Source organism: Acinetobacter variabilis (genome assembly GCF_000369625.1).
GTDB lineage: Bacteria > Pseudomonadota > Gammaproteobacteria > Pseudomonadales > Moraxellaceae > Acinetobacter > Acinetobacter variabilis.
The window spans coordinates 100,833-122,027 of sequence record NZ_KB850111.1 but is presented as its reverse complement, the minus strand read 5'-3'; the positions used below and the strand labels follow the sequence as shown (position 1 = coordinate 122,027).

17 protein-coding genes and 2 pseudogenes are annotated in these 21,195 nt (G+C 41.0%); 16 read left to right on the top strand and 3 right to left on the bottom strand.

The genetic code is table 11. The features are described 5' to 3' along the window. Positions 1 to 233 precede the first annotated feature (233 nt). A complete protein-coding gene (locus F897_RS00580; protein ID WP_005232203.1) occupies positions 234 to 1,571 on the top strand; it encodes an alpha/beta fold hydrolase in 1,338 nt (445 codons plus the stop codon). 29 nt (positions 1,572 to 1,600) lie between these two features. On the opposite strand, the gene F897_RS00575 is transcribed toward F897_RS00580, so the two are convergent. Together F897_RS00575 and nagZ are read right to left on the bottom strand one after the other, a co-directional pair. After that, positions 1,601 to 2,464, bottom strand: a complete 864-nt coding sequence (locus F897_RS00575; RefSeq protein WP_005232201.1) for a class I SAM-dependent methyltransferase — start codon at positions 2,462 to 2,464, stop codon at positions 1,601 to 1,603. 123 nt (positions 2,465 to 2,587) lie between these two features. Then, positions 2,588 to 3,610 carry a beta-N-acetylhexosaminidase gene (nagZ, locus tag F897_RS00570; RefSeq protein ID WP_005232199.1) on the bottom strand — a complete coding sequence of 341 codons (1,023 nt, stop codon included), beginning with the start codon at positions 3,608 to 3,610 and terminating at the stop codon, positions 2,588 to 2,590. 199 nt (positions 3,611 to 3,809) lie between these two features. On the opposite strand from nagZ, the gene F897_RS00565 reads away from it, so the two are divergent. The 4 genes and pseudogenes from F897_RS00565 (at position 3,810) to F897_RS00555 (ending at position 10,263) form a co-directional block, all read left to right on the top strand. Beyond that, positions 3,810 to 5,999, top strand: coding sequence for a carboxy terminal-processing peptidase (locus F897_RS00565; RefSeq protein ID WP_005232197.1), 2,190 nt, complete (start codon positions 3,810 to 3,812; stop codon positions 5,997 to 5,999). Between the two features lie 427 nt (positions 6,000 to 6,426). After that, on the top strand, positions 6,427 to 8,484 hold the full coding sequence (locus F897_RS00560; RefSeq protein WP_005232194.1) for a bifunctional diguanylate cyclase/phosphodiesterase: 2,058 nt from the start codon (positions 6,427 to 6,429) through the stop codon (positions 8,482 to 8,484). Positions 8,485 to 8,772: 288 nt separating this feature from the next. Beyond that, positions 8,773 to 8,844 (top strand): annotated as a pseudogene (locus F897_RS18170) (hypothetical protein); the annotation flags it as partial. 219 nt (positions 8,845 to 9,063) lie between these two features. Continuing rightward, the gene (locus F897_RS00555) at positions 9,064 to 10,263 is read left to right on the top strand and encodes a tyrosine-type recombinase/integrase (RefSeq protein WP_005232192.1); all 1,200 of its coding nucleotides are present in this window, start codon (positions 9,064 to 9,066) and stop codon (positions 10,261 to 10,263) included. Here F897_RS00555 and F897_RS00550 read toward each other — a convergent pair. Continuing rightward, positions 10,256 to 10,477, bottom strand: coding sequence for a hypothetical protein (locus tag F897_RS00550; RefSeq protein WP_005232189.1), 222 nt, complete (start codon positions 10,475 to 10,477; stop codon positions 10,256 to 10,258). The genes F897_RS00555 and F897_RS00550 overlap by 8 nt on opposite strands. Before the next feature lie 214 nt (positions 10,478 to 10,691). Here F897_RS00550 and F897_RS00545 point away from each other — a divergent pair. The 11 genes and pseudogenes from F897_RS00545 to F897_RS00495 form a co-directional block, all read left to right on the top strand. Continuing rightward, positions 10,692 to 11,315, top strand: a pseudogene (locus F897_RS00545) (hypothetical protein); the annotation flags it as partial. A gap of 55 nt (positions 11,316 to 11,370) precedes the next feature. Beyond that, complete coding sequence (locus tag F897_RS00540; RefSeq protein ID WP_004811110.1) at positions 11,371 to 12,303, top strand: IS5 family transposase; 933 nt, start codon at positions 11,371 to 11,373, stop codon at positions 12,301 to 12,303. A gap of 74 nt (positions 12,304 to 12,377) precedes the next feature. Next, on the top strand, positions 12,378 to 12,575 hold the full coding sequence (locus tag F897_RS00535; protein ID WP_005232184.1) for a hypothetical protein: 198 nt from the start codon (positions 12,378 to 12,380) through the stop codon (positions 12,573 to 12,575). A 48-nt stretch (positions 12,576 to 12,623) separates the two neighbouring features. Continuing rightward, positions 12,624 to 14,123, top strand: a complete 1,500-nt coding sequence (locus tag F897_RS00530) for a DUF6035 family protein (protein ID WP_005232182.1) — start codon at positions 12,624 to 12,626, stop codon at positions 14,121 to 14,123. Between the two features lie 7 nt (positions 14,124 to 14,130). Next, entirely contained in the window at positions 14,131 to 15,135 is a 1,005-nt protein-coding gene (locus F897_RS00525) for a Fic family protein (RefSeq protein WP_005232180.1), read from the top strand. Between the two features lie 158 nt (positions 15,136 to 15,293). Continuing rightward, positions 15,294 to 16,883: a peptide chain release factor 3 gene (locus F897_RS00520; protein WP_004782060.1), complete on the top strand. Its 1,590-nt coding sequence runs from the start codon at positions 15,294 to 15,296 to the stop codon at positions 16,881 to 16,883. A 95-nt stretch (positions 16,884 to 16,978) separates the two neighbouring features. Continuing rightward, complete coding sequence (locus F897_RS00515; protein WP_005232178.1) at positions 16,979 to 17,806, top strand: hypothetical protein; 828 nt, start codon at positions 16,979 to 16,981, stop codon at positions 17,804 to 17,806. A 49-nt stretch (positions 17,807 to 17,855) separates the two neighbouring features. Further along, positions 17,856 to 18,818 (top strand): RsiV family protein, encoded by a 963-nt coding sequence (locus tag F897_RS00510; protein ID WP_005232176.1) that lies wholly within the window; start codon positions 17,856 to 17,858, stop codon positions 18,816 to 18,818. After that, positions 18,815 to 19,636: a TatD family hydrolase gene (locus F897_RS00505; protein ID WP_034169895.1), complete on the top strand. Its 822-nt coding sequence runs from the start codon at positions 18,815 to 18,817 to the stop codon at positions 19,634 to 19,636. The genes F897_RS00510 and F897_RS00505 overlap by 4 nt, the downstream gene beginning before the upstream one ends. Before the next feature lie 128 nt (positions 19,637 to 19,764). Then, positions 19,765 to 20,571: an enoyl-ACP reductase FabI gene (locus tag F897_RS00500; protein WP_005232173.1), complete on the top strand. Its 807-nt coding sequence runs from the start codon at positions 19,765 to 19,767 to the stop codon at positions 20,569 to 20,571. A gap of 186 nt (positions 20,572 to 20,757) precedes the next feature. After that, complete coding sequence (locus F897_RS00495; RefSeq protein WP_005232171.1) at positions 20,758 to 21,156, top strand: cytochrome b562; 399 nt, start codon at positions 20,758 to 20,760, stop codon at positions 21,154 to 21,156. Positions 21,157 to 21,195: the final 39 nt, after the last annotated feature.

The window sequence follows — 21,195 nt, the reverse complement described above, 5'->3', positions numbered from 1 at the left end:
TGTTTCTAAACATTTTGAAATTGTTTTATCTTTAAAAGCAGATAAGTGGTTGTCGAATCAGTTGCTTGTGAAAAGCCGCTCTGTATAGAATGAAATGTAGCGACATAGATGTCATTGATATAATTACTACAGCGCAGGATGCGTGTTCAGGATAATCGGAATAATCCTGAAGCATAAGATCTGTAAATAATGACTTGCACAATAAAAATAAGGCAAGGACGGAGGAAAGGAATATGAATTCCATTATCCAGATGGATGCCCAGGCATTGGACCAACATAGCCATTATGGTTTTTTTGATCTTTATGATAAGCACAGTTTCAAGCAACCAGCACGTACGACATGGATCGATGGCTGGAAAATCGAGTATATGGCCATTGCGCGTTCTGATACTTTGCATATGCGCCCAATGGTGATTATTGGGGGAGCTTTTCAGAACTTTAATTCTTACAAATATTGTGTAGAACAGTTATTTGATGCGGGACCTATTATTTTAATTGATTTACCTTCCATGGGGGCCAACCAGCAAATTACTAACGTTGATACCGGCTTATCTGCAGGAACACTTGAACTCGAAGATCTGGCCGCGATGCTAGGCCAATGGCTGGATCAGATGCAATTGCCTAAGGTGGCTATTCTGGGAATGTCTCTGGGTTCAGTGGTGGCTTCCTGTCTGGCGGATCAGCGCCCTGAACTGGTAGACCGTATGATTTTAATGGGTGTGATGCAAAAGACCCGTAAAAGCTGGCGCATGCTGCTGGAAGAATCTCTGCATTTAATGAAAGAACAGCGCATGGATGAATTCGGCCAAGCGGTGATTCTGTATCTGGTCAATCATGCACGTTTAAAAGAAACCCGTATGTCGCCAACAGCAAAACGGTTGTTCTTTAAGCAGATGTCCGAGTTTACTGCCACTGAGCAGGACCGCTATGATATCAACTGTAACCGTCTTTTAAGACTGACCAATGTACCGATTCCTCAATGCAAAGTTTTGGTGGCTTGTGGGCAATATGACAGCTTTACCTTGCCACATGAGAATGCCAATTTTGCCCTGCAATGTCCAAACATGCAGTATGTGCAGATTGCTTCTGCAGATCATGTGCCTCAGTTACAGCGCCGTAAAGAAACCATGCATTTGTTTGCAACTTTCTTGCGTGATGAACCGGTTGATCAGCTCGAAGGTATTATCCCGTTCACCCGTGAACAGATGCAGCAGATCGAACGGCGCGGTGAAGAGCGGATTACGGTTCAGGATCCACAGCGTTATTTAAGTCATCGTCATTCTGATCTGGTACTCAAGGCAGAAATTATTGATATGAATTTCTTTGGGGTATTGCTGGAATTGGAACCTGGATTAACCGATCTGGCAGCCGCATATCCACGTGATCTGGCTTTGTATCTGGAAGATGAAGAAGGCGAATTCAAGATCGAATGTTTGATCTTCGAACATGATGATACTCAGTTACGTGCTTTGTTCAAGCATGGCAGTTTTGATGTGGCAGAGCGTTTACTACGCTTTGTCCAGAAAGAGAAAGCCCTTCAACAGGCTGAAGTATTCGATGCAGTCATCTAAACAATAGAATTCATAAAAAAACAGCGTAATTAAACGCTGTTTTTTTTCACTGCATGAATCATCCAGACCAAATCGCCTAGATGTTCATCCTGTTCATAATGAGGATTCTGCTGTCGAGGCTCTGCAAAATAACGTTTTGGTTGTTCGACCTCCACCTGCATAAACCCAGCTTGCTGAAAAAACTGCTGTAGTTCTTGAGGTGATTTAAAATGAAAGGTAAACGCACTGCGTGACATGAATTTCAGCAGACGGCTGCAGGCCCAGATAAAGCTCGCCAGTTTATTTTTGACCGGTTCAGGATAAATATCACTGAGATAATGCACTTCACTAAAGTCTTGACCATATTCGGTAATGCCTTTGAGTAAAGTAAACAGCATTTTTTGATCAAAGTAATTGATCAGGCCTTCACTAATAATAACGAGAGGTTGCTGCGGGTCAAAGACTTTAAAAATATTCGCCAGTTCTGCACTAAAAATATCGGCACTCAATACTTCCGGGGCATCCTGATCAATCTGCTGCAAAGCATTGGTTTTGATCCTAGCCATATCGGGCAGATCCAGCTCCCGATAATTAATCCCGGGAAATTTCTGTCTAAAATTCCAGCTGCGTGGGGATAAGCCACTGGCAATTTCCAGTACCTGTAATTGAGGATATTCACTAATTAACTGACCTAGGTGTTCGTCAATCATTTGATGACGCTGTTTCAGGGTGGTGCGCATACTGCCGCCTACATGACGTTCAGCCCATGACTCCAGTGGATGAACCAGTTTGGCAAGGAATTTACCTTTAGAGGTAGCAAATACCGGATGTGAAATCCCCATTTTGTACCAGATATAGCCAGTATAGTGTGCAGTAAAAGAAATATGGCGATGTTGTGAAAGAGATTCTGTCATGTCGTCCTGACCTTATTGTTGTTTTAATTCAATGCTGCTCATTAATATAGCAGTCTTTTCAACATGATAATAAAAAAGGAACACCTTGTCGTGTTCCTTTGTCGTATTCAGATCATTAAAAAATTACAGAACCTGATCTTTAAACTGGCTGATTTCATCACGGATCTGGCGCCATTCATCTCCAAGATCCAGTTCAGTGCCGATCCGAATCTCTGGAATTTTTCCGCGCATGCGTTCCAGGCGGTGCTGATTGGGCAATAGCAGATCCTGAATGCCCTCAAGTGCAATACACTGTGCTGCGCGATCATTACAGACCAATCCCATATCACAACCTGCTTTTAATGCCGCCTGAATCCGGGCATCAGCACCGCCAGCCACACAGGCAGCCTGCATGCTTAAATCATCCGAGAACAGTACGCCGTCGAAGCCAAGTTCTTGACGTAACACTTTCTGAATCCAGAATTCTGAGAAACCGGCTGGATTTGGATCAACCTGACTATAGATAACATGGGCAGGCATAAGCGCATCGAGTTGTGATTGTAACTGGATAAAAGTCTGCATATCCTTTTGCTGGATTTCTTCATAGCTGCGCATATCAATGGCAGCGGCCACATGCGAATCGGCCTTAACCGAACCATGTCCCGGGAAATGTTTGCCAGTCGAAGCCATACCAGCACGTTTCATACCTTTCAGGAAAGCACCAGCCAGTGGAATAATATCCTGAATATTTTTAGCAAAGCTACGGTCGCCAATCACATCACTAATATAATTCAGATCCAGCACAGGCGCAAAACTAAAGTCAATTCCGACAGCCAGTACTTCGGTGGCCATTAACCAGCCACATTTCTCGGCCAGTTCCAGTGCTTTTTCACGATCAGTCTGGTAAAGCTCACCAAATTTACCCGTAGCAGGCAGCAGGGTAAAGCCCTGTTTCAGGCGCTGTACACGGCCACCTTCCTGATCCACTGCAATCAGAATATCTGGACGAACCTGGCGCATATGATCAGTCAAGGCACGGACTTGGGCAGGAGATTCAATATTGCGACCGAATAAAATCACACCACCGACTTGTGGTGCACCCAAGAGTTCAATATCTTCTTGAGTAAGGGTAGTGCCTGCGATGTCGAGCATCAATGCGCCAATCATATGCGGAATCCATTTTAGAATTTTCGGGGAAAACAATACCTGAATTCTGCAATGATTTGCTACACTTTGTCAGCACAGAATATGATAAAACTACACGACATAAACATATTAAGTTGTTTAAGATGCTGAATACTTTAAGTTCTGCTCGAAAAGCAACACGGTCAAATTGGTCTTGAGGCCAAGGAAGTACGAATTATTTATGAAATTTCAAACAATAGCTTGTGCAGTTGCGATTGCGACAGGCGGATTATTTTTTACCCATGTGGTGAATGATGCAATTGCAGCTGATGGTAAAGAAGTAGTCAGCAAAGCAGTGCTTCAACCTTCTCAAGAACAGGCATTGGTATCCCGACAACTGGCAACTCTCGTTGATCGCCAACATTATTTGAATATGCGTCTGGATGCTCAGACTTCACAGCGTATCTTTGATTTTTATATTGACAGTCTGGATGCAGATCACAGTCTTTTTCTGGCATCTGAAATAGAAGATTATAAAAAACGCTATGGCGCTACTTTCGGTGCCAATCTGAAAGCTGGTAATTTGTCTGGCCCTTATGAAATTCATGCACAGTATCGTGAGCGTTTAGCCCAGTTCTATACCTTTATGCTGGAAGAACTGAAAAAACCGCAAAACCTGAATCAGAAGAATGTATATATCGAAACGGATCGCGAAAAAGCGCCATTCTTTAAAACTCAGGCTGAACAACGTGCTCACTGGTCAAAAATGCTGCTTTCTCAGCTGATTAACCTGACGATCAGTAAGGAAGAAGAGCAAGCTAAGCAGAATGCACTCAAAGCCAATCCAGAACTGGCAAATGGCCAGGATCTGACTGGGCCGGAAGATTTAACACCTGCTCAAACTCTGACTAAGCGTTATACCCGTCAGTTAGAACGTCTTAGCCGGATCAAGAGCGATGATGTACTGGACAAAACCCTCAACGCGATGATGCTGACTTATGATCCGCACAGTAATTATTTCCCGCCTGTAGATGCGATGGAGCTGAACCGTCAGACTACATTGCAGCTGGAAGGGATTGGGGTGTCGATTCGTCCGGAACGTGGTAATGAAGATTACACCAAGATTGAAACCATTGTAGAAGGTGGGCCTGCCAGCAAATCAGGACAGGTAAAATCAGGTGACCGTATTGTTGGCGTTGCTCAAGACGGCGAACAGATGGTCGATGTAATCGGCTGGCCGAGCAATGAAATTGTTGGCCTGATTCGTGGTAAGCGCGGCACCAAAGTAACGCTGAAGTTATTAGGCCCGGGTGCGACCATGGGACAGGCGCGTAATGTCAGTCTTGTACGTGATGTGATTCAGGAAGAAGATGCCGGGGTTAGAACCCGTACCGTTGAAATCCAGCGTGATGGTAAAAAATATCAGTACGGTGTGATTGAAATTCCATCTTTCTATCTGAACTATCGTGCCCGTCGTGCGGGTACCGACTATCGTTCAGTATCAGAAGATACCAATAAAGCTTTGAAAGAACTGGCTGCGAAGAATGTTGCCGGTATTATTGTGGACTTACGCAATAACCCGGGTGGTTCACTTGAAGAAGTGGCACGCATGCTGGGACAGGTCATCAAATCGGGTCCTGTAGTTCAGATTCGTGATGGTAACGGTAATGTCAGCGTCTTTGAAGATGATGATGGCGGCGCACAAACCTATGCTGGCCCATTGGCAGTAATGGTGAACCTGGCTTCTGCATCTGCAAGTGAAATTTATTCAGCAGCAATTCAGGATTATGAACGCGGCATCGTGATTGGTAGTACCACAACAGGTAAAGGAACTGCACAGGTTCAGCTGGATAGCTTGGCGCATGGTCAAGCAACGCTGACTCAGCGTAAATTCTACCGTGTGACCGGTGGTAGTACCCAAAATAAGGGCGTGATTCCGGATATCAAACTGGTCGATATCTATAACGAAGAATTTGGTGAACGTAAGGCTAAAAATGCCCTAGAGTGGGATACGATTCCAACTGCACCATTTAAACGTGAAGGTGTGGTACAGAAATATGTACCGGAACTGGCCAAGTTATCTCAACAGCGTGTCGCTCAGAACCCTCAATTCAAGTATCTGGAACAGCGTACAGCGGCCATGAAAAAAGTCGAAGACCAAAAACGTGTAGTTCTGGATCTGGAACAGCGTAAAGCTGAGTTGCTGGATATCGAGCGTAAAGCTTTAGAAGCTGAAAATGCCCGCCGTGCTGCAACCGGCCTGAAACCTTATCCGAACTGGGAAAGTTATCAGGCTTCTCTGGATGCCATGGTTGAAGCTCGAGCAAAAATGAAAGCCAAAGAGCGTCCAGCATTACCGGAAGAAGAAGCTTTTGTACTGGAAGCCGCGCATGTCTTGGCTGACTATGCTCAAGCACAGTCTAAACAGTAACTTTCACATAAAATAATATGATTTCTAAAAACAGCCTATCTCGATAGGCTGTTTTTTTGTGCAAATAAAATGCAATATCAATTAAATATAAAGTGCTATGTAACTAAATAAAAAAGAAAAATTTGTGATTTATGTCGAATAAAAAAGCTGGAATATTAAAGTTAATCAATTGATAAAATCTCAAAGACTTCTAATATATAAGCTGAATTTTTTATTTTATCGATTCAGGGCAATTTTAAACTCCACTCCAGCTACTGAAGAGATAAAAATATTGCAATAAATTTTGTATATAGCTTCAAGTTTGAAGCAGCCGGGATGAACTCTGAAAAGAGTATTTTATTTTTTATAGGGCGTAAATTTAGCGGGGAATCGTGCGAATACAGCTGCGCAATAAAATAAAAATGATCGCCCAGATGGAACATTTTATATGATTCATGCTCATCATGATGTCAGTCTGCTTATTGGATCGATGGCTGTGGCATTTATTGCCTGCTATTTGACGCTTACGCTTGAGCAGATTCTATTTCGTAATGTGTCGCTAAGGTTGAAAACCCTTATTTTACTGTTTAGCGGTGGCTTGCTGGGACTGGCGATCTGGGGAATGCATTATGTCGGCATGACGGCAGCTCATTTTCCTGATGCTTATGATATCGATACTGCACTCACCTTAAGTTCTTATATGATTGGGTTTGTAGGAGCAACCTTTGCCATCTGGCTCACCACCCGTAAAACCTTGCCTTGTGCCCGTCTGATTCTAGGTGCTGTTCTGATGGGGCTAGGCATGTCAGGAATGTACTATGTGGGGATGCTGGGCCTGAATGTTAAAAATCATGTGACTACCTATCACCCTTTATTAATGATCTGTTCGATCCTGATTGCAACGAGTGGAGCGGGACTCAGCTTCTGGGTGGCATTCAAATATCGACAGGCAGTACAAAGTACGATCCGGATGAAGCTCGTGGTCGCGAGTATGCTTACGTTGACCATTGTCGGGATGCATTATACGGGTATGGCGGCACTCAGTTTTTATGAAGATGCCCATCCATTGAGCCAGATCAGTCATTCCCATTATGACTTGTTATTTTCAGTCATACTGATTAGTTGTCTGGTACTGGTGACTGCATTTGGTGTAGCCATGCTGGAGTTACGCTTTGAATCACGTAACCGTCAGCTGATGCTGGCCAATAAAGAGCTGGCGAATCAGGCGATTCAGGATAATCTCACCAAACTGCCAAACCGATTATATCTGGTCAAATATGCACAATTGCTATTTTCTGACCGGCAGCAAGATGCCCAGCATGAAATCGCTTTTCTATACATTGACCTAGATCGCTTTAAAGCCGTGAATGATGTATTTGGCCATCACGTTGGAGACCAGCTACTGATTCAGCTGGCTTATCGTATTCATCAAATTCTGGGAGATGATTCCAAACTGCTGTGCATCGGTGGTGATGAATTTCTGCTGGTGCTAGAAAATACTTCAGTAGAACAGGCCTCGAAAATATCAGAAAAGATTCTGGAACTGATTCAGGAAAGTTTCCAGATCAGTGGCAAGACCATTAATATCTCGGGCAGTATCGGGATCACCATGTATCCGAAGCATGGTCAGAATCTGCAGGATCTGCTGATCAATGCAGATGCCGCCATGTTGACTTCCAAGTATCAGGGACGGAATACCTATTCTGTTTTTAATTTCTCGACCGATCAGCATGAAAGCAAAAGCCAGAGCAAACTGATCAATGATCTGTATAAAGCAGTAGAAGAGCAGCAATTTATCTTGGTTTATCAGCCAAAATTTACCCATGATGAGCAGATCTGTGGTGTAGAAGCGCTAATCCGCTGGAAGCACCCATTGCATGGTTTGTTGGGTCCGAACATGTTTATTCCCGGAGCAGAAAAAACCGGTCTGATTATTCCGATGGGCTACTGGGCTTTGGAGCAGGCCTGTAAACAGATTCAGCTTTGGGAAGCTGATCATGCTGATTTTTTCCCGATCGGAGTCAATTTATCTGCAATTCAGTTTGAGCATAAGCATCTGATCAGTACGCTGGAGCAACTTCTGAATCAATATAAAATTGATCCTCAACATTTGATGATTGAGATTACTGAATCGACTGCCATGCATCATATTGATTCGAGTATCCGGACTTTGCAGCAGTTGCGTCAAATGGGCATCCAGCTAGCGATTGATGATTTTGGTACTGGGCATTCCAGCTTTCTGTATTTAAAAAACCTGCCTGTCGATGAGTTAAAAGTTGACAAGGAATTTATTCAGGGTCTGAGTGCAGGTTCCAAGGAAGAAATGATTCTGGAAAGTATTATTCAGCTGGCCATTAAACTCGGCCTGAAAGTAAAGGCTGAAGGAATTGAAACTGTGCAGCAAGCGGAAATTTTGACCCGTTTGGGCTGTCAGCAGATGCAGGGCTATCTGCTGGGTAAACCGATGGATGTTGAGCAACTTGAAGCTAGGACCTTTGTTTCTTAAATTCATTAAATCACTATTTAGAATTTTTTTTTATTAAACTAATCAATTGTAAATTATAAAATTTATGTGGTTATCGATTTATAATTTTTAGATTGAGTAGTGAATTCAATCTGCTAAATAAACGAGTCAAAAAAATATCAGTTCAACCGGAAAAGAGAATGGGAAACTACGATTTCTCCAGTTTATAGGGCTGCTTATTGGCTCTAGAAATCTGCTACAATATCGTCAATTTTTTCATATTGATCGTATTTGATCTTGAGCACTGCGGTTCTGCAGTAGGTATTTTCCATGAGTTTTAAAGATGAGTTAGCGGCGCAGGTCGCTCAGCGACGTACATTCGCCATTATTTCCCACCCAAATATTTGACACCATTTCAAGCCCATTTAACCTATTTCAAATATAATAATAAAACCATTGTAAGTACTGTAAAAATATAAAAATATTGTTATTCTTTGTCTGATATGTCTTTCAACCCCGTTCAATAGATTTCAAGTCTAGTCAGTATGTTTGTGTACATATGTGTGTACATATTTTCTAGAATTTTCTATTTGAAAAAAATATGTACACAGGTGGAGTAAAATGCCTTTAACAGATACGTGGCTTAAGAAGAATCTAGATCGTGAACGTTCAGCAATACATACGGAGCCTGATCAAGATGGATTGAGCGTTCGTGTTTCTCAAAAAGGAAAGCTCACTTTCCAGATGCGTTTTCGATATAACGATAAGCAAGCTCGTTTAGACTTGGGAACCTATCCAAATATGAGCCTTAAAGAAGCTCGTATTGAATTGCAGAAAATGAAAGCAATTTTAGAAAAGGGACATGACCCACGTATTCATAAAAAAGTAGAACTTCACAAGATCACAGAGGCTATAACTTTTGAAGCGTTATTTCGTGAGTGGCATACGAAATATAGTATTCCAAACAAAAAAAATGCAGATCAATATTTGAGATCATTTGAACTTTATGTTTTCCCAAAGTTAGGTAGCATACCTGCTGAGCAAATTACATTACATATGTGGTTAGATTTACTAGAAGAGCAATTTAAACAGTCGCCATCGATAACTGATCGCATTCTTACGAATACAAAGCAGTGTTTGGATTGGGGGATTAATCGAAAATTAATTGAGCGAAATCCCATAAGACATATCACTGGAAAGCGTGACTTAAATATTAAGAAAAATAAAACTGTTCGAGTATTACAAGATGATGAGTTGTCTTTAATTTTTAAAATTTGTGATGAGTCTAGAACATCATTAAGGAATGTTTTATTTCTCAAGTTATGTTTGTTTTATGGTAATCGATATAGTGAGTTGAGGCTTGCACGGAAATCAGATTTTGATTTTAGTAAAAATACATGGACAGTACCGTATGAAAATCATAAGACAGGAGAAAGTAAAGGTGACATTGTTCGACCTATTATTGATGAGATCAAACCGTGGCTTCAGTCTGCAATGGATTTGAGTAATTCTGAATACATTTTCCCACATGAAAATGGCAAAGAGCCAATGGGGCGTAGTGGGCCAACAGATACCCCTTATAACTTCATGCAATTTGCAAGGAAGAATTATAAAATTGAAATGGATCATTGGTCTATGCATGATTTGCGGCGTACAGCAAGGACAAATTTCAGTGCGTTTACAAGTAGGGATGTTGCGGAACTGATGGTTGGTCATGTGATGCCTGGGGAACAGGGGACATATGACTATTATGATTATCAAAAAGAGATGTCGAAGGCTTATAAAAAATGGTGGAAAAAATTAAGTAATCTGTCTAGATAGACAGATTACTCATTTGGTTGTTATTGAAATATTTGATTAGCCATTCGTTAAACGTTTCTTCATCCCAAAGGCTAGTAGAGCCAGCGCATTTCTTAATAGGTTGAGGCATTGGTTGCTCGAACATTTTTTGATTAGGTTGTTGGTAACGCCATAAAGTCGATGCAGAGCAATTTTTGAGTTTGTGGCGAATTTCTTTAGATGTTAAGTAGCCCATATCTTTGATCCTTTTGTGATTATCGCAATTAGAAAAAAGAACTAATTTTTTAACCTTAAATATTGGCTGGAAATCAACCTATAATGTTAAAACTATTAGATCAGTTCATTGATGGGGTAACTATAAAATTTAGAAAATGTTTAAAATAGAGCAGTACGCATATCTGGAAATATAGTAGTATTATGCTATGCAATTATCTGTATTTTAATAAATTATGATTGATAAAAAATTATCAAGGTTAGAGCAGTTTGAGCAGGATATATGGTTAAACTTTTGTTACTACTATCAGTGTGAATTGGATAATGAATTAATAGAAACGGAGAATCAATCATATATTGATCAAAAAGAAAAAATCATAAAAAGAATGCAGCAGAATGATTTTCCATTGAGTGAGCAGTCAGCTTTTCATTTAGAAATGATGGGGGATGTGGTTTCAATCCCTTTCAAGCCATTCCAGATTGCACAGCTTTTAATGCAGATAAATACATTAAGACCTGAGGTGAATAACTTGCCTGCCAAAATTTTCCAAAGGCATTATTCAGATATTTTAATTGCTTATGTGCAAATGCTTGGTGGGGTGGAGTTTATTCAGAACAGTACACTTGCCAAAAGTGCAAAGGCAATCATTGCAGTCAAAGCTCGTTACGACAAGCAGTTATACCCAAGACGTGAAATTATATATCGTATTTTAAGGGAACAAGTGGCACGTCATGGTAAATGGAAGAATCTAAATCAAGCTGTTCATTTTGTGCTTGATGATCTGGTCAAAGCTTTTGAGGTTTACGATATTGAGTGGCTTCAGTCTGAACTTGTGCTTAAGCAAAAAATGCTCAGTGAATGGCTTTGTTGCACAAAGCTGTTCTTAAGGACTCCTTCGGCAATATAATTTCCAAATGAAGAAGCCTACACACAAAATCTACCGCACAACCAATTGGCCCGCATATAACCGAGCTCTCATTAATCGTGGGAATATTGCCATTTGGTTCGATCCAAAAACACAATGGTATGCAGAACCTCAAGGCAAACAAGGTCGAAGTCAAACCTACTCCGACATAGCGATTCAATGCTGTTTGATGATCAAATCTCTATTTAGACTCACTTTACGCATGGTTACTGGTTTTGTTCAAAGCTTAATTAAACTTTGCGGATTAGATTGGACAGCACCAGACTTCACGACGCTTTGTAGAAGACAAAAGTATATTGATATTCAAATTAACTACCAGAAAAGTCGTGATGGGTTACATCTACTCGTCGACTCTACGGGTTTAAAATTTTTAGGTGAAGGCGAATGGAAGCGTAAGAAGCATCAGCCTGAATACCGTCGGCAATGGCGTAAACTGCATATTGGTATAGATGCTGAAACACTGCAAATACGTGCCGTTCAGCTTACGACAAATAATGTCAGTGATTCACAAGTACTTGGTGATTTACTCGATCAGATTCCTCAAGATGAGCATATTGACTCCGTTTATACCGATGGTGCTTATGACACAAAGCGGTGTCGCCAGTTGATCACAGATCGAAATGCCCATGCGATTATTCCACCCAGAAAAAATGCGAAGCCTTGGAAAGATACAAAAGTTCATTCGCTAGAGCGAAATGAATTACTTCGCACTGTTAAACGTTTAGGCAGGACACTATGGAAAAAATGGTCGGGCTACCATCAGCGAAGTCTGGTAGAAACCAAGATGCACTGCATCAAATTATTAGGCGATAAGCTCAGTGCTCGGAATTTTGATAGCCAAGTCAACGAGATTCATGCACGTGTGGCCATCTTAAATAAGTTTACGGAGCTCGGCCGACCTCACACCCAAGTTGTCACTTAAATTTAAACAACTTAGGAAAGCTCTATCTTTAAAATCTTTATGCAACAAAGCCGTATGAAAGTGGAAAGAAAACTTTGAATTTGTTGATTGAAACGAAAGATAAGGCAAACTACACCTTATCCGAAGAAGAGCAGCGTAAAATTAAACATGCAGAACTTTTATTTCAAAATGTCAGAGATGATGTAGACGTTGTTTTTAAAACTCAATTTGAAAGTGAAAAAGTCGTTGAAATTATTAAAAATGTTATTGGTAAAAAGGCTAGTAAAGGTTAGATTAAAGGCAATATTAATGTTGGCTTGATAAGCAAGTTGAGGGGATACATGAAGTTGGTTCATATTGTTGATAAAGATCAAAATATGTGGATTGATGTGAATGTATTCTTTCAACAGTCTGAAATGGAGCTGACTCAATGGCGTAGTCAAATAAGGGAGCGATATAAACGGGATAAAAACAAGCCTCATTTTACTTGCGCTTGGTGCCAATCCCCAGTGACCCTTGCCAGACGTATAGATCACATGGAGATCAATTCCTCGGCAACATTTTTTTTTAAACATATTCCTGAGTTGGAAAATAATCCAAACTTCCAATGTCCTGTAAAGCATATCAAACAGTTATCAGAGCAAGAAAAAACTGCTCTAAAGTATCAAATTGCGAAAGAAACTCAACAACATAAATTGCTGAAAGAGAACATATATAAAAGCCTTCAAGTAGATGAAGCTTTTAGTGATATTCATATTGAGCAAGTTCGTAAAAGTATTGATCTAAAGCAATGGCGTAGACCAGATGTATCTTCATTATATAAAAAGCAATTAGTTGTTTTTGAAGGACAACTTTCTACAACTTTTTTGAATGTGATTATTGATCGTAAGATTTTTTATCAAGATAACAATGCTTGCTTACTGTGGATTTTTAATCATTTTGAACCAACAGAAAAAGCGAAGAAGCAGTCAATGCAAGATATTTACTACAACAATAATGCAAATGCCTTTGTAGTGAATGATTCTACAGTCGCTCAATCAATTAAAACAAAAGTTTTTACTTTAGAGTGTCATTATTTAAAGCCTGAAATAAAGAATAATCAAATCATTAATCAGTGGAATACTGAGTTCGTCGAATTCCAAAACTTAGTCCAGAACGAAGCTACAAAGCAAATATACTTTTTTGATTATGAAGCTGAATATCAAAAGCTAAAGCAAAAATTAGGCTTACGTCATAGTTATTTACAAGAGAGTAAGAATCAAAAAGATAAACTAAAAGTTCAGAAATATATCGAATCACTAGAACAGGTTGATCTTGATACAAAAGTTCCATCAAAAACTAAATCTGAATTATTGGTCGAGTTTACTAAACTATGGATAAAAACTCATTACCTTACCGATAGTCAATTCAACTTTCAGTGGTTTTCCATCCGTAAAGAGCTTGAGCTAATGGGTATTAGTACACCTAAATACATTTTACATGCACCCTATAAAACAGTGGTCAACTCAATTTTAAGTGCAAAATTTGGTTACGTTGTAGGTAACAATATTAATGATATGGTGAGTGTAGCTCATAACTTGATGGAACATCATCCAGCTTACATTAAGCATTTGATGCTTACTTTAAAAGTAACAGGCAAACCCGATTTATTAAACGAGAGAGATAGTTCGGGTAAATGGAAAGAGCGTTATAAAAAATATGTTCAACAGCCAGAAGAGTTTAAAATTTATAAACATGATTTAAATCAATTTATTGAATTTTTAGTTCCTGAGTTTGAAGGACGCTTAATTGCTTGGGGTGAAAGCTGTGAACTTCATTCAAAAATAAATTTACCAAAGTAGGTCTATTATGAAATACCAACCGCCTTATACCATCACCTCAAAAATCATTCATCTGATTGCTCAGATCAGTGAAAATATAGGGCGTTTGACTGTTTTAGAGGAAATTCAGGACAGCTTAAAACTCAGAAAAGCCAATCGTATCCGTACTATTCAAGGTTCTCTTGCAATAGAGGGGAATACGTTAAGTACAGAACAAATCACGGCGATTCTAAATGGTAAGACTGTGATTGCACCTCCGAAAGAAGTTCAGGAAGTACGTAATGCCATTAAAGCCTATGAAGCATTTCAGCAGTGGCAACCAAGCCAAGAAAAAGACCTATTACAAGCGCACCAAATTTTAATGACAGGCTTAATTGATGAAGTCGGTCAGTATCGTCATGGTGGTGTCGGTGTAATGTCAGGTGATCGAGTAGTGCATATGGCTCCACCTGCGAATCAGATTAACCGTTTGATGGCTGATTTACTTAATTGGTTGAATGACAGCGATATACATCCACTGATTCAAAGTTCAGTATTCCATTATGAGTTTGAGTTTATTCATCCATTCGCAGATGGTAATGGTCGAATGGGGAGGTTGTGGCAGACATTGATTTTAAGTAGATGGAATCCAATCTTTGCCAATATTCCAGTTGAAAGCTTGATTTACCAAAATCAAAAAGCTTATTACGAAGCGTTGCAAGCAAGTACAGATCGTACTGATTCAGCCCCGTTTATAGAATTCATCTTACACATGATTTTAGATGCCATTCTTAGTTCAACTGATACCGCTCAAGATAGCGATCATGTTACCGCTCAAGTTAACGTACAAGTGAGCGACCAAGTTCAGCGTTTACTTTCGGCAATGAAGCAAGAAGATTATACTTTAGCTGAATTGATGCAATTGGTTGGATTAACTCATCGAGCAACATTCCAAAGGAATTACTTAAATCCTGCAATAGAAGCTGGTCTGATTAAACGCACCATTCCTGATAAGCCGAAAAGTCCGAAGCAAAGATATAGATTAAAAAGATAACAATACTTTCAATTGTGGATAAATCAAGACATATCCGCAATCAGTAAAATCCTATTCAAATCTGCTACAATTACGCCAATTTTGAATTCCCACTTTTTCAGTTTTAGTACATATTTAGAAATGTGTACATAACTGTGTACATATTGTAGATTTTTCTCATGTTTAAAGATCAATTAGCTAGAGAGGTAAAGGCTCGTAGAACCTTTGCTATTATTTCCCACCCCGATGCCGGTAAAACCACCATGACAGAAAAACTGCTGTTATGGGGTCAGGCCATTCAGGTTGCAGGTATGGTGAAAAGCCGTAAATCGGATCGTGCAGCCACTTCTGACTGGATGGAAATGGAAAAAGAGCGTGGGATTTCGATCACCACGTCCGTCATGCAGTTCCCGTTCAAGGACAAGATGATTAACCTGCTGGATACCCCGGGGCATGAAGATTTCTCGGAAGATACTTACCGTACCCTCACTGCGGTAGACTCAGCGCTGATGGTGATTGACGGTGCAAAAGGTGTCGAGGAACGTACCATCAAATTGATGGAAGTGTGTCGTATGCGTGACACTCCTATCATTTCTTTCGTCAACAAAATGGACCGTGAAATCCGTGAGCCTTTAGAGCTGCTGGATGAGATCGAAAATGTCCTGAAAATTAAATGTGTCCCGATTACCTGGCCACTCGGTACAGGACGTGACTTCGCTGGTGTCTATAATCTGCTCGAAGAAAAGTTCTATGTCTATAAAGCCGGTTTTGGTTCAGTGATTACTGATATCGAAGTTCGTGATGGCTATGACCATGCTGATTTACGTGAAAAAGTCGGTGAGCTGGCTTGGGCGGCATTTGAAGAATCATTGGAACTGGTACAAATGGCCAATGAGCCATTAGATCGTGAAGAATTCCTGGCAGGCCGTCAAACTCCAGTGCTGTTCGGTACAGCTTTAGGTAACTTCGGTGTCGACCATGTTCTGGATACATTTAGCGAATATGCACCGCCTCCCAAAGCGCATCCAACTCAAGACCGTAAAGTAGAGGCAGATGAAGAAGGTTTTACAGGCTTTATCTTCAAGATTCAGGCCAATATGGACCCGAAACACCGTGACCGTATCGCTTTCATGCGAATCTGTTCAGGTAAGTATGAAAAAGGCATGAAAATGAAGCATGTGCGTATCGATAAAGATATCCGCATTAGCGATGCCTTGACCTTCCTGGCTGGTGACCGTCAGCATCTGGAAGAAGCATGGCCGGGTGATATTATCGGTCTGCATAACCACGGTACCATCCAGATCGGTGATACTTTCACTTCAGGTGAAAAACTGCAATTTACCGGTATTCCGCACTTTGCACCGGAAATGTTCCGCCGTGTCCGTCTGAAAGATCCGTTGAAGTCAAAACAGCTGCAAAAAGGTCTGAAAGAGCTGTCTGAAGAAGGTGCAACTCAGGTCTTCATGCCACAAAACAGCAATGACCTGATTGTTGGTGCTGTGGGTGTGCTGCAGTTCGAAGTGGTGGCGTATCGTCTGAAAGAAGAGTACAAGGTGGACTGTATTTATGAGCCGGTGAGCATCAATACAGTACGTTGGGTATCTTGCGAAGATGAGAAGAAATTTAATGAATTCAAGAAAAAAGCCCATGACCAGTTATCTGTTGATGGTGGTGGTCATTTGACTTATCTTGCACCAAGCCGAGTGAACTTACAGCTGATGCAGGAACGTTATCCGGATATCGTATTCCGTAACACACGCGAACACTAAGCCTTCAGGCTTGGAAAATGTTAAACAGCTTCTCCGGAAGCTGTTTTATTTTGTGCTACATTTAGACGACTCATTACTTATATCTCTAAAAAATCATGAAGTTTAGTAAGGAAATCCTGCTCGGTTCAGTCATTGGCTGCAGTTTGTTACTTGGTGCATGTGATAAAAATGAAAAAGAACAGCCAGTGACGGAACAGAAAAAATCTGCAGCAGTCACCCCTGAAGAAAAAGCCAAAGTTTTGCCTTATCTGAATATCCAGGAGAAATCGGCCGATATTGCTTTGCCATTTTGTGAAACTAAAAACTGTATTAATCTGGATATTCAAACCTTAAAGACAGCTGATTCCTGGCTAAACCAGTCTATTGAAAAGCAGCAAGCAAAAGTCATTCAGGATCAGATTGGCCTAAAGCAGGATATGAGTCTGCAGCAGGCGGTTAATGCGTATGTAAAAAAATCAGATGCCTGGCAAGCCCAGCTCAAACTGAATAAAGCCTATGAGTTATCGCTGTATACCCGTATTCCTTATCAGCGCAATCAATTTGTGTTAATGCAAATTGGGGTAGACAGCACTCAGGAAAATATCCGCGTCAATGAACGCTATTATTTCTTTGTGGCTGACCGTGTGCAGCAAAAAATACTCAGTCCGCTAGATATTATCAATCCTGAGCAGCAATTGCAGATGGATCAGATTGTGCAGCAGGCTTACCAAAAATGGTTAAAGGACAATAATGCAGAAGTCCAGCAGAAAGCACCAAAAAAACTGTACTGGGGGCAGGCGGACTGGTTCTTCGATCAGGAAGGAATTGGCTTACATTATCGTAGTCAGGAAATTAGCAAAGATGCCAAACAACTGGACATCTATTTAACCAAAGAACAAACACAACAAGTCTTGAAAGTGGATATTTATCAGAATATGTTCTAACAGGTAGGTCCTGCAAGGATAAATAATGATGTTGAACAAAGGTTAATGCATGTCAAATTATAAGAATGTTTTATGTCTGTCAGTATTGGCATCAGCGGTTTTGCTGAGTGCCTGCCAGCCTAAGGAAAAAGAGCCGAAAGAGCCTGCTGCGCCTGAAGTGGTACAGGCTCAGCCTGAAGTGCTGAAGCTGAGTGGTGATACTGAGAAGCTGAAACTGGCCTTGCCTGAATGTGAAGGAAAAAACTGTCCTGAGATTTCTATCGAGAGATTGAAAAGCAATCAGCCATTTATCGATGAATGGATAGATCAGCAGATTCTGCAGCAGCTACAGGGCATTTTGTCTATTGATGCGATTGAACCGGCGAAAGCATCTGCAGCAAGTGAAGCTGAAGCCGCTGCTTCCGAACCAAAAACTGCATTAGCCAATGTCAAAACTCCAAAACAGCAGCTTGAACAGCAGATTCAGCCGCATATGCAGACTTTCCTGAATCTGGATAAGGAGTTGAAAGCACTCAGTGCCAGCCATAGTATCAGCTTGATGATCAAACCGAGAATTCTACAATCTGGTGATCCACTCGCGACTGTGGTCTTAAACAGTACCCATTATCTCGGTGGTGCGCATGGCGCTTCTGCTCAAACCTACTACAATTTTGATCTTGAGCAGAAAAAGCTGATTAAGCTGGATGATATCATTCTGCCTAAACAAAAGGCTCAGCTCGAAGCCAAAGCTTATGAGGCTTTTAAAATCTGGGTGATGGAATCCAAACTGGCCAATGATGTAGCTGAATATGAACAGGCCTGGAAATTTAAGCTGACAGATAATTTTTACCTGTCTAAACAGGGACTGGCGCTGCAATATGCCGAATATGAGATTGGTCCTTATGTGGTGGGTTTGCCACGTCTGGTCATTCCTTATGAACAGCTGAATGGCATTCTGAAACCTGAATATCTGCCTCAAACAGAGAACGCTGCTTCAGAAGCCGAGCCTGCAACTCCTGCCAAAGCACGCTGATGGTTTCGTTATTTGATACCCATACCCATTTTGATGTTCCCGATTTCGATCATGATCGGGAACAGCTGGCTTATGCATCCAAAGCAGCAGGGGTGGAGCATCTGGTCTTAATTGGTTTTTTACAGAGCCGGTTTAAGGATTTATTGCAGACGCATCATTTTATTAATCAGTTAGACAATGCGCCTCAAAGTCATCTGGCACCCGGCCTGCATCCATTTTATATTGAGCAGCATCAACCTGAGCATTTACAGGATCTGGAGCAGTTATTAAGCACAGAGCCTTGTATTGCCATTGGTGAAATTGGTCTGGATACTTTCGATAAACGGCATAAACAGCCGGAACTTTTTCAGAAACAGAAAGATTTTTTTGCTGCACAGCTGGAACTGGCGCAGCAGTTTGATAAACCTGTGTTACTGCATATCCGTAAATCTCATGCCGATGTTTTACAGATTCTAAAACAGCATCAGTTTAAACAGGGCGGTATTGCCCATGCCTTTGGTGGCGGGATTGAAGAAGCCAAAGCCTTTATCAAGCTGGGCTTCAAGCTTGGAATAACAGGACAAATCACCAATCCGAATGCTAAAAAACTGCATCAGGTGGTACAACAGGTAGGGCCGGAATATCTGGTGCTTGAAACCGATTGTCCGGACATGACGCCTTTATGTTGCCAGCATTCTACTGAGCAGCGAACTCGCAATACGCCTGCCAATCTGCCTTATGTCCTGCAAGGCCTGGCCAAGAGTCTGCACATGGATCAAGATGAACTAGCACAGCAGCTCTGGAAAAATACCCATCAGGCTTTACATCTGGCGATTTAAGATAAAACCCTACATCGGTCGGAAACTGGATTCCAATTTATGATCCAGTGAAAAAAGGCGCATTATGCAATTTCTAAAATGCTTTAGACTTGGCATCATGCATATAAATTATTTTGAGTGAGATTCACATGGCACAAGGACTATTGGCGGGTAAGCGCTTCTTGATCGCAGGTATTGCAAGTAAATTATCAATTGCTTTTGGTATTGCTCAGGCATTACATCGTGAAGGTGCAGAACTCGCTTTTACTTATCCAAATGAAAAGCTGAAAAAACGTGTAGATGATTTTGCTGCACAATTCGGTTCTGAATTGGTTTTTCCTTGTGATGTGGCAGTAGATGCAGAAATTGACAATGCATTTGCAGAACTGGCAAAACACTGGGATGGTCTGGATGGCGTCGTACATTCAATCGGTTTTGCGCCAGCACATACCCTAGATGGTGACTTTACTGATGTAACCGACCGTGAAGGTTTCAAGATTGCCCATGACATCAGTGCGTACAGCTTTATCGCGATGGCACGTGCTGCGAAGCCATTACTGGCTGTACGTCAAGGCTGCCTGTTAACGCTGACTTATCAAGGTTCTGAGCGTGTGATGCCAAACTACAACGTGATGGGTCTGGCGAAGGCCTCTTTAGAAGCAGGTGTACGTTACCTGGCATCTAGCCTGGGTGCAGAAGGTATCCGTGTGAATGCGATCTCAGCAGGTCCAATCCGTACATTGGCGGCGTCTGGCATTAAATCATTCCGTAAAATGCTGGATTTGAATGAAAAAGTGGCTCCACTAAAACGCAATGTGACCATTGAAGATGTCGGTAATGCAGCCTTGTTCCTGTGCTCACCATGGGCAAACGGGATCACTGGTGAAATCATGTATGTCGATGCGGGTTATAACACAGTAGGCATGAGTGCTGAACTGATGCTGGATGCAGAATAAGTCTTTTTAAAAGATCAATTTTCAGCAAAGAAAACCCCTCATTATTGAGGGGTTTTTATTTTTAACTTTAATTGTTAATGATGTAAGTCTGATGACAAGGGATACAAGAATTCGGATCAAAATAATTTATCTTTCAGGACTTTCCCACTAAGATGTTTAATATAAAAACAATACAGGATAATAAGGATGTTTAAAAATTTTTTAATCAGCATGATTTTTGTGATGGACACAGTGGGGATCACCACGTCGAGCATGGCAGAAGAAAATCACTATCATGACAATATGCATGAAATTGACCATCATTTAAAAAATTTCAAATCTGCCAAAGATAGCAAAGAGGCGCGGGCAGCATTGCAAGGTATGCAAAAATCTGTGGAAGTTTGCCAGAAAAATTTACCCTCAGGTCTGCAAAAGCTAAAATCCAAAGATGCGAAAGTTACGGCTTATCAGGGATTGTTAACTGACTTATTGAAAGAGATTAAACAAGCTGAACAATTTGTTGCAGCCAATCAGCTAACCAAAGCCCAAACTCTCACAGTGAAAATGGATCAGATTAAAAAGCAGGGGCATCAAGCCTTTAAATAAGCCATAAAAAAGACCGCTATTGCGGCCTTTTTTAACTTC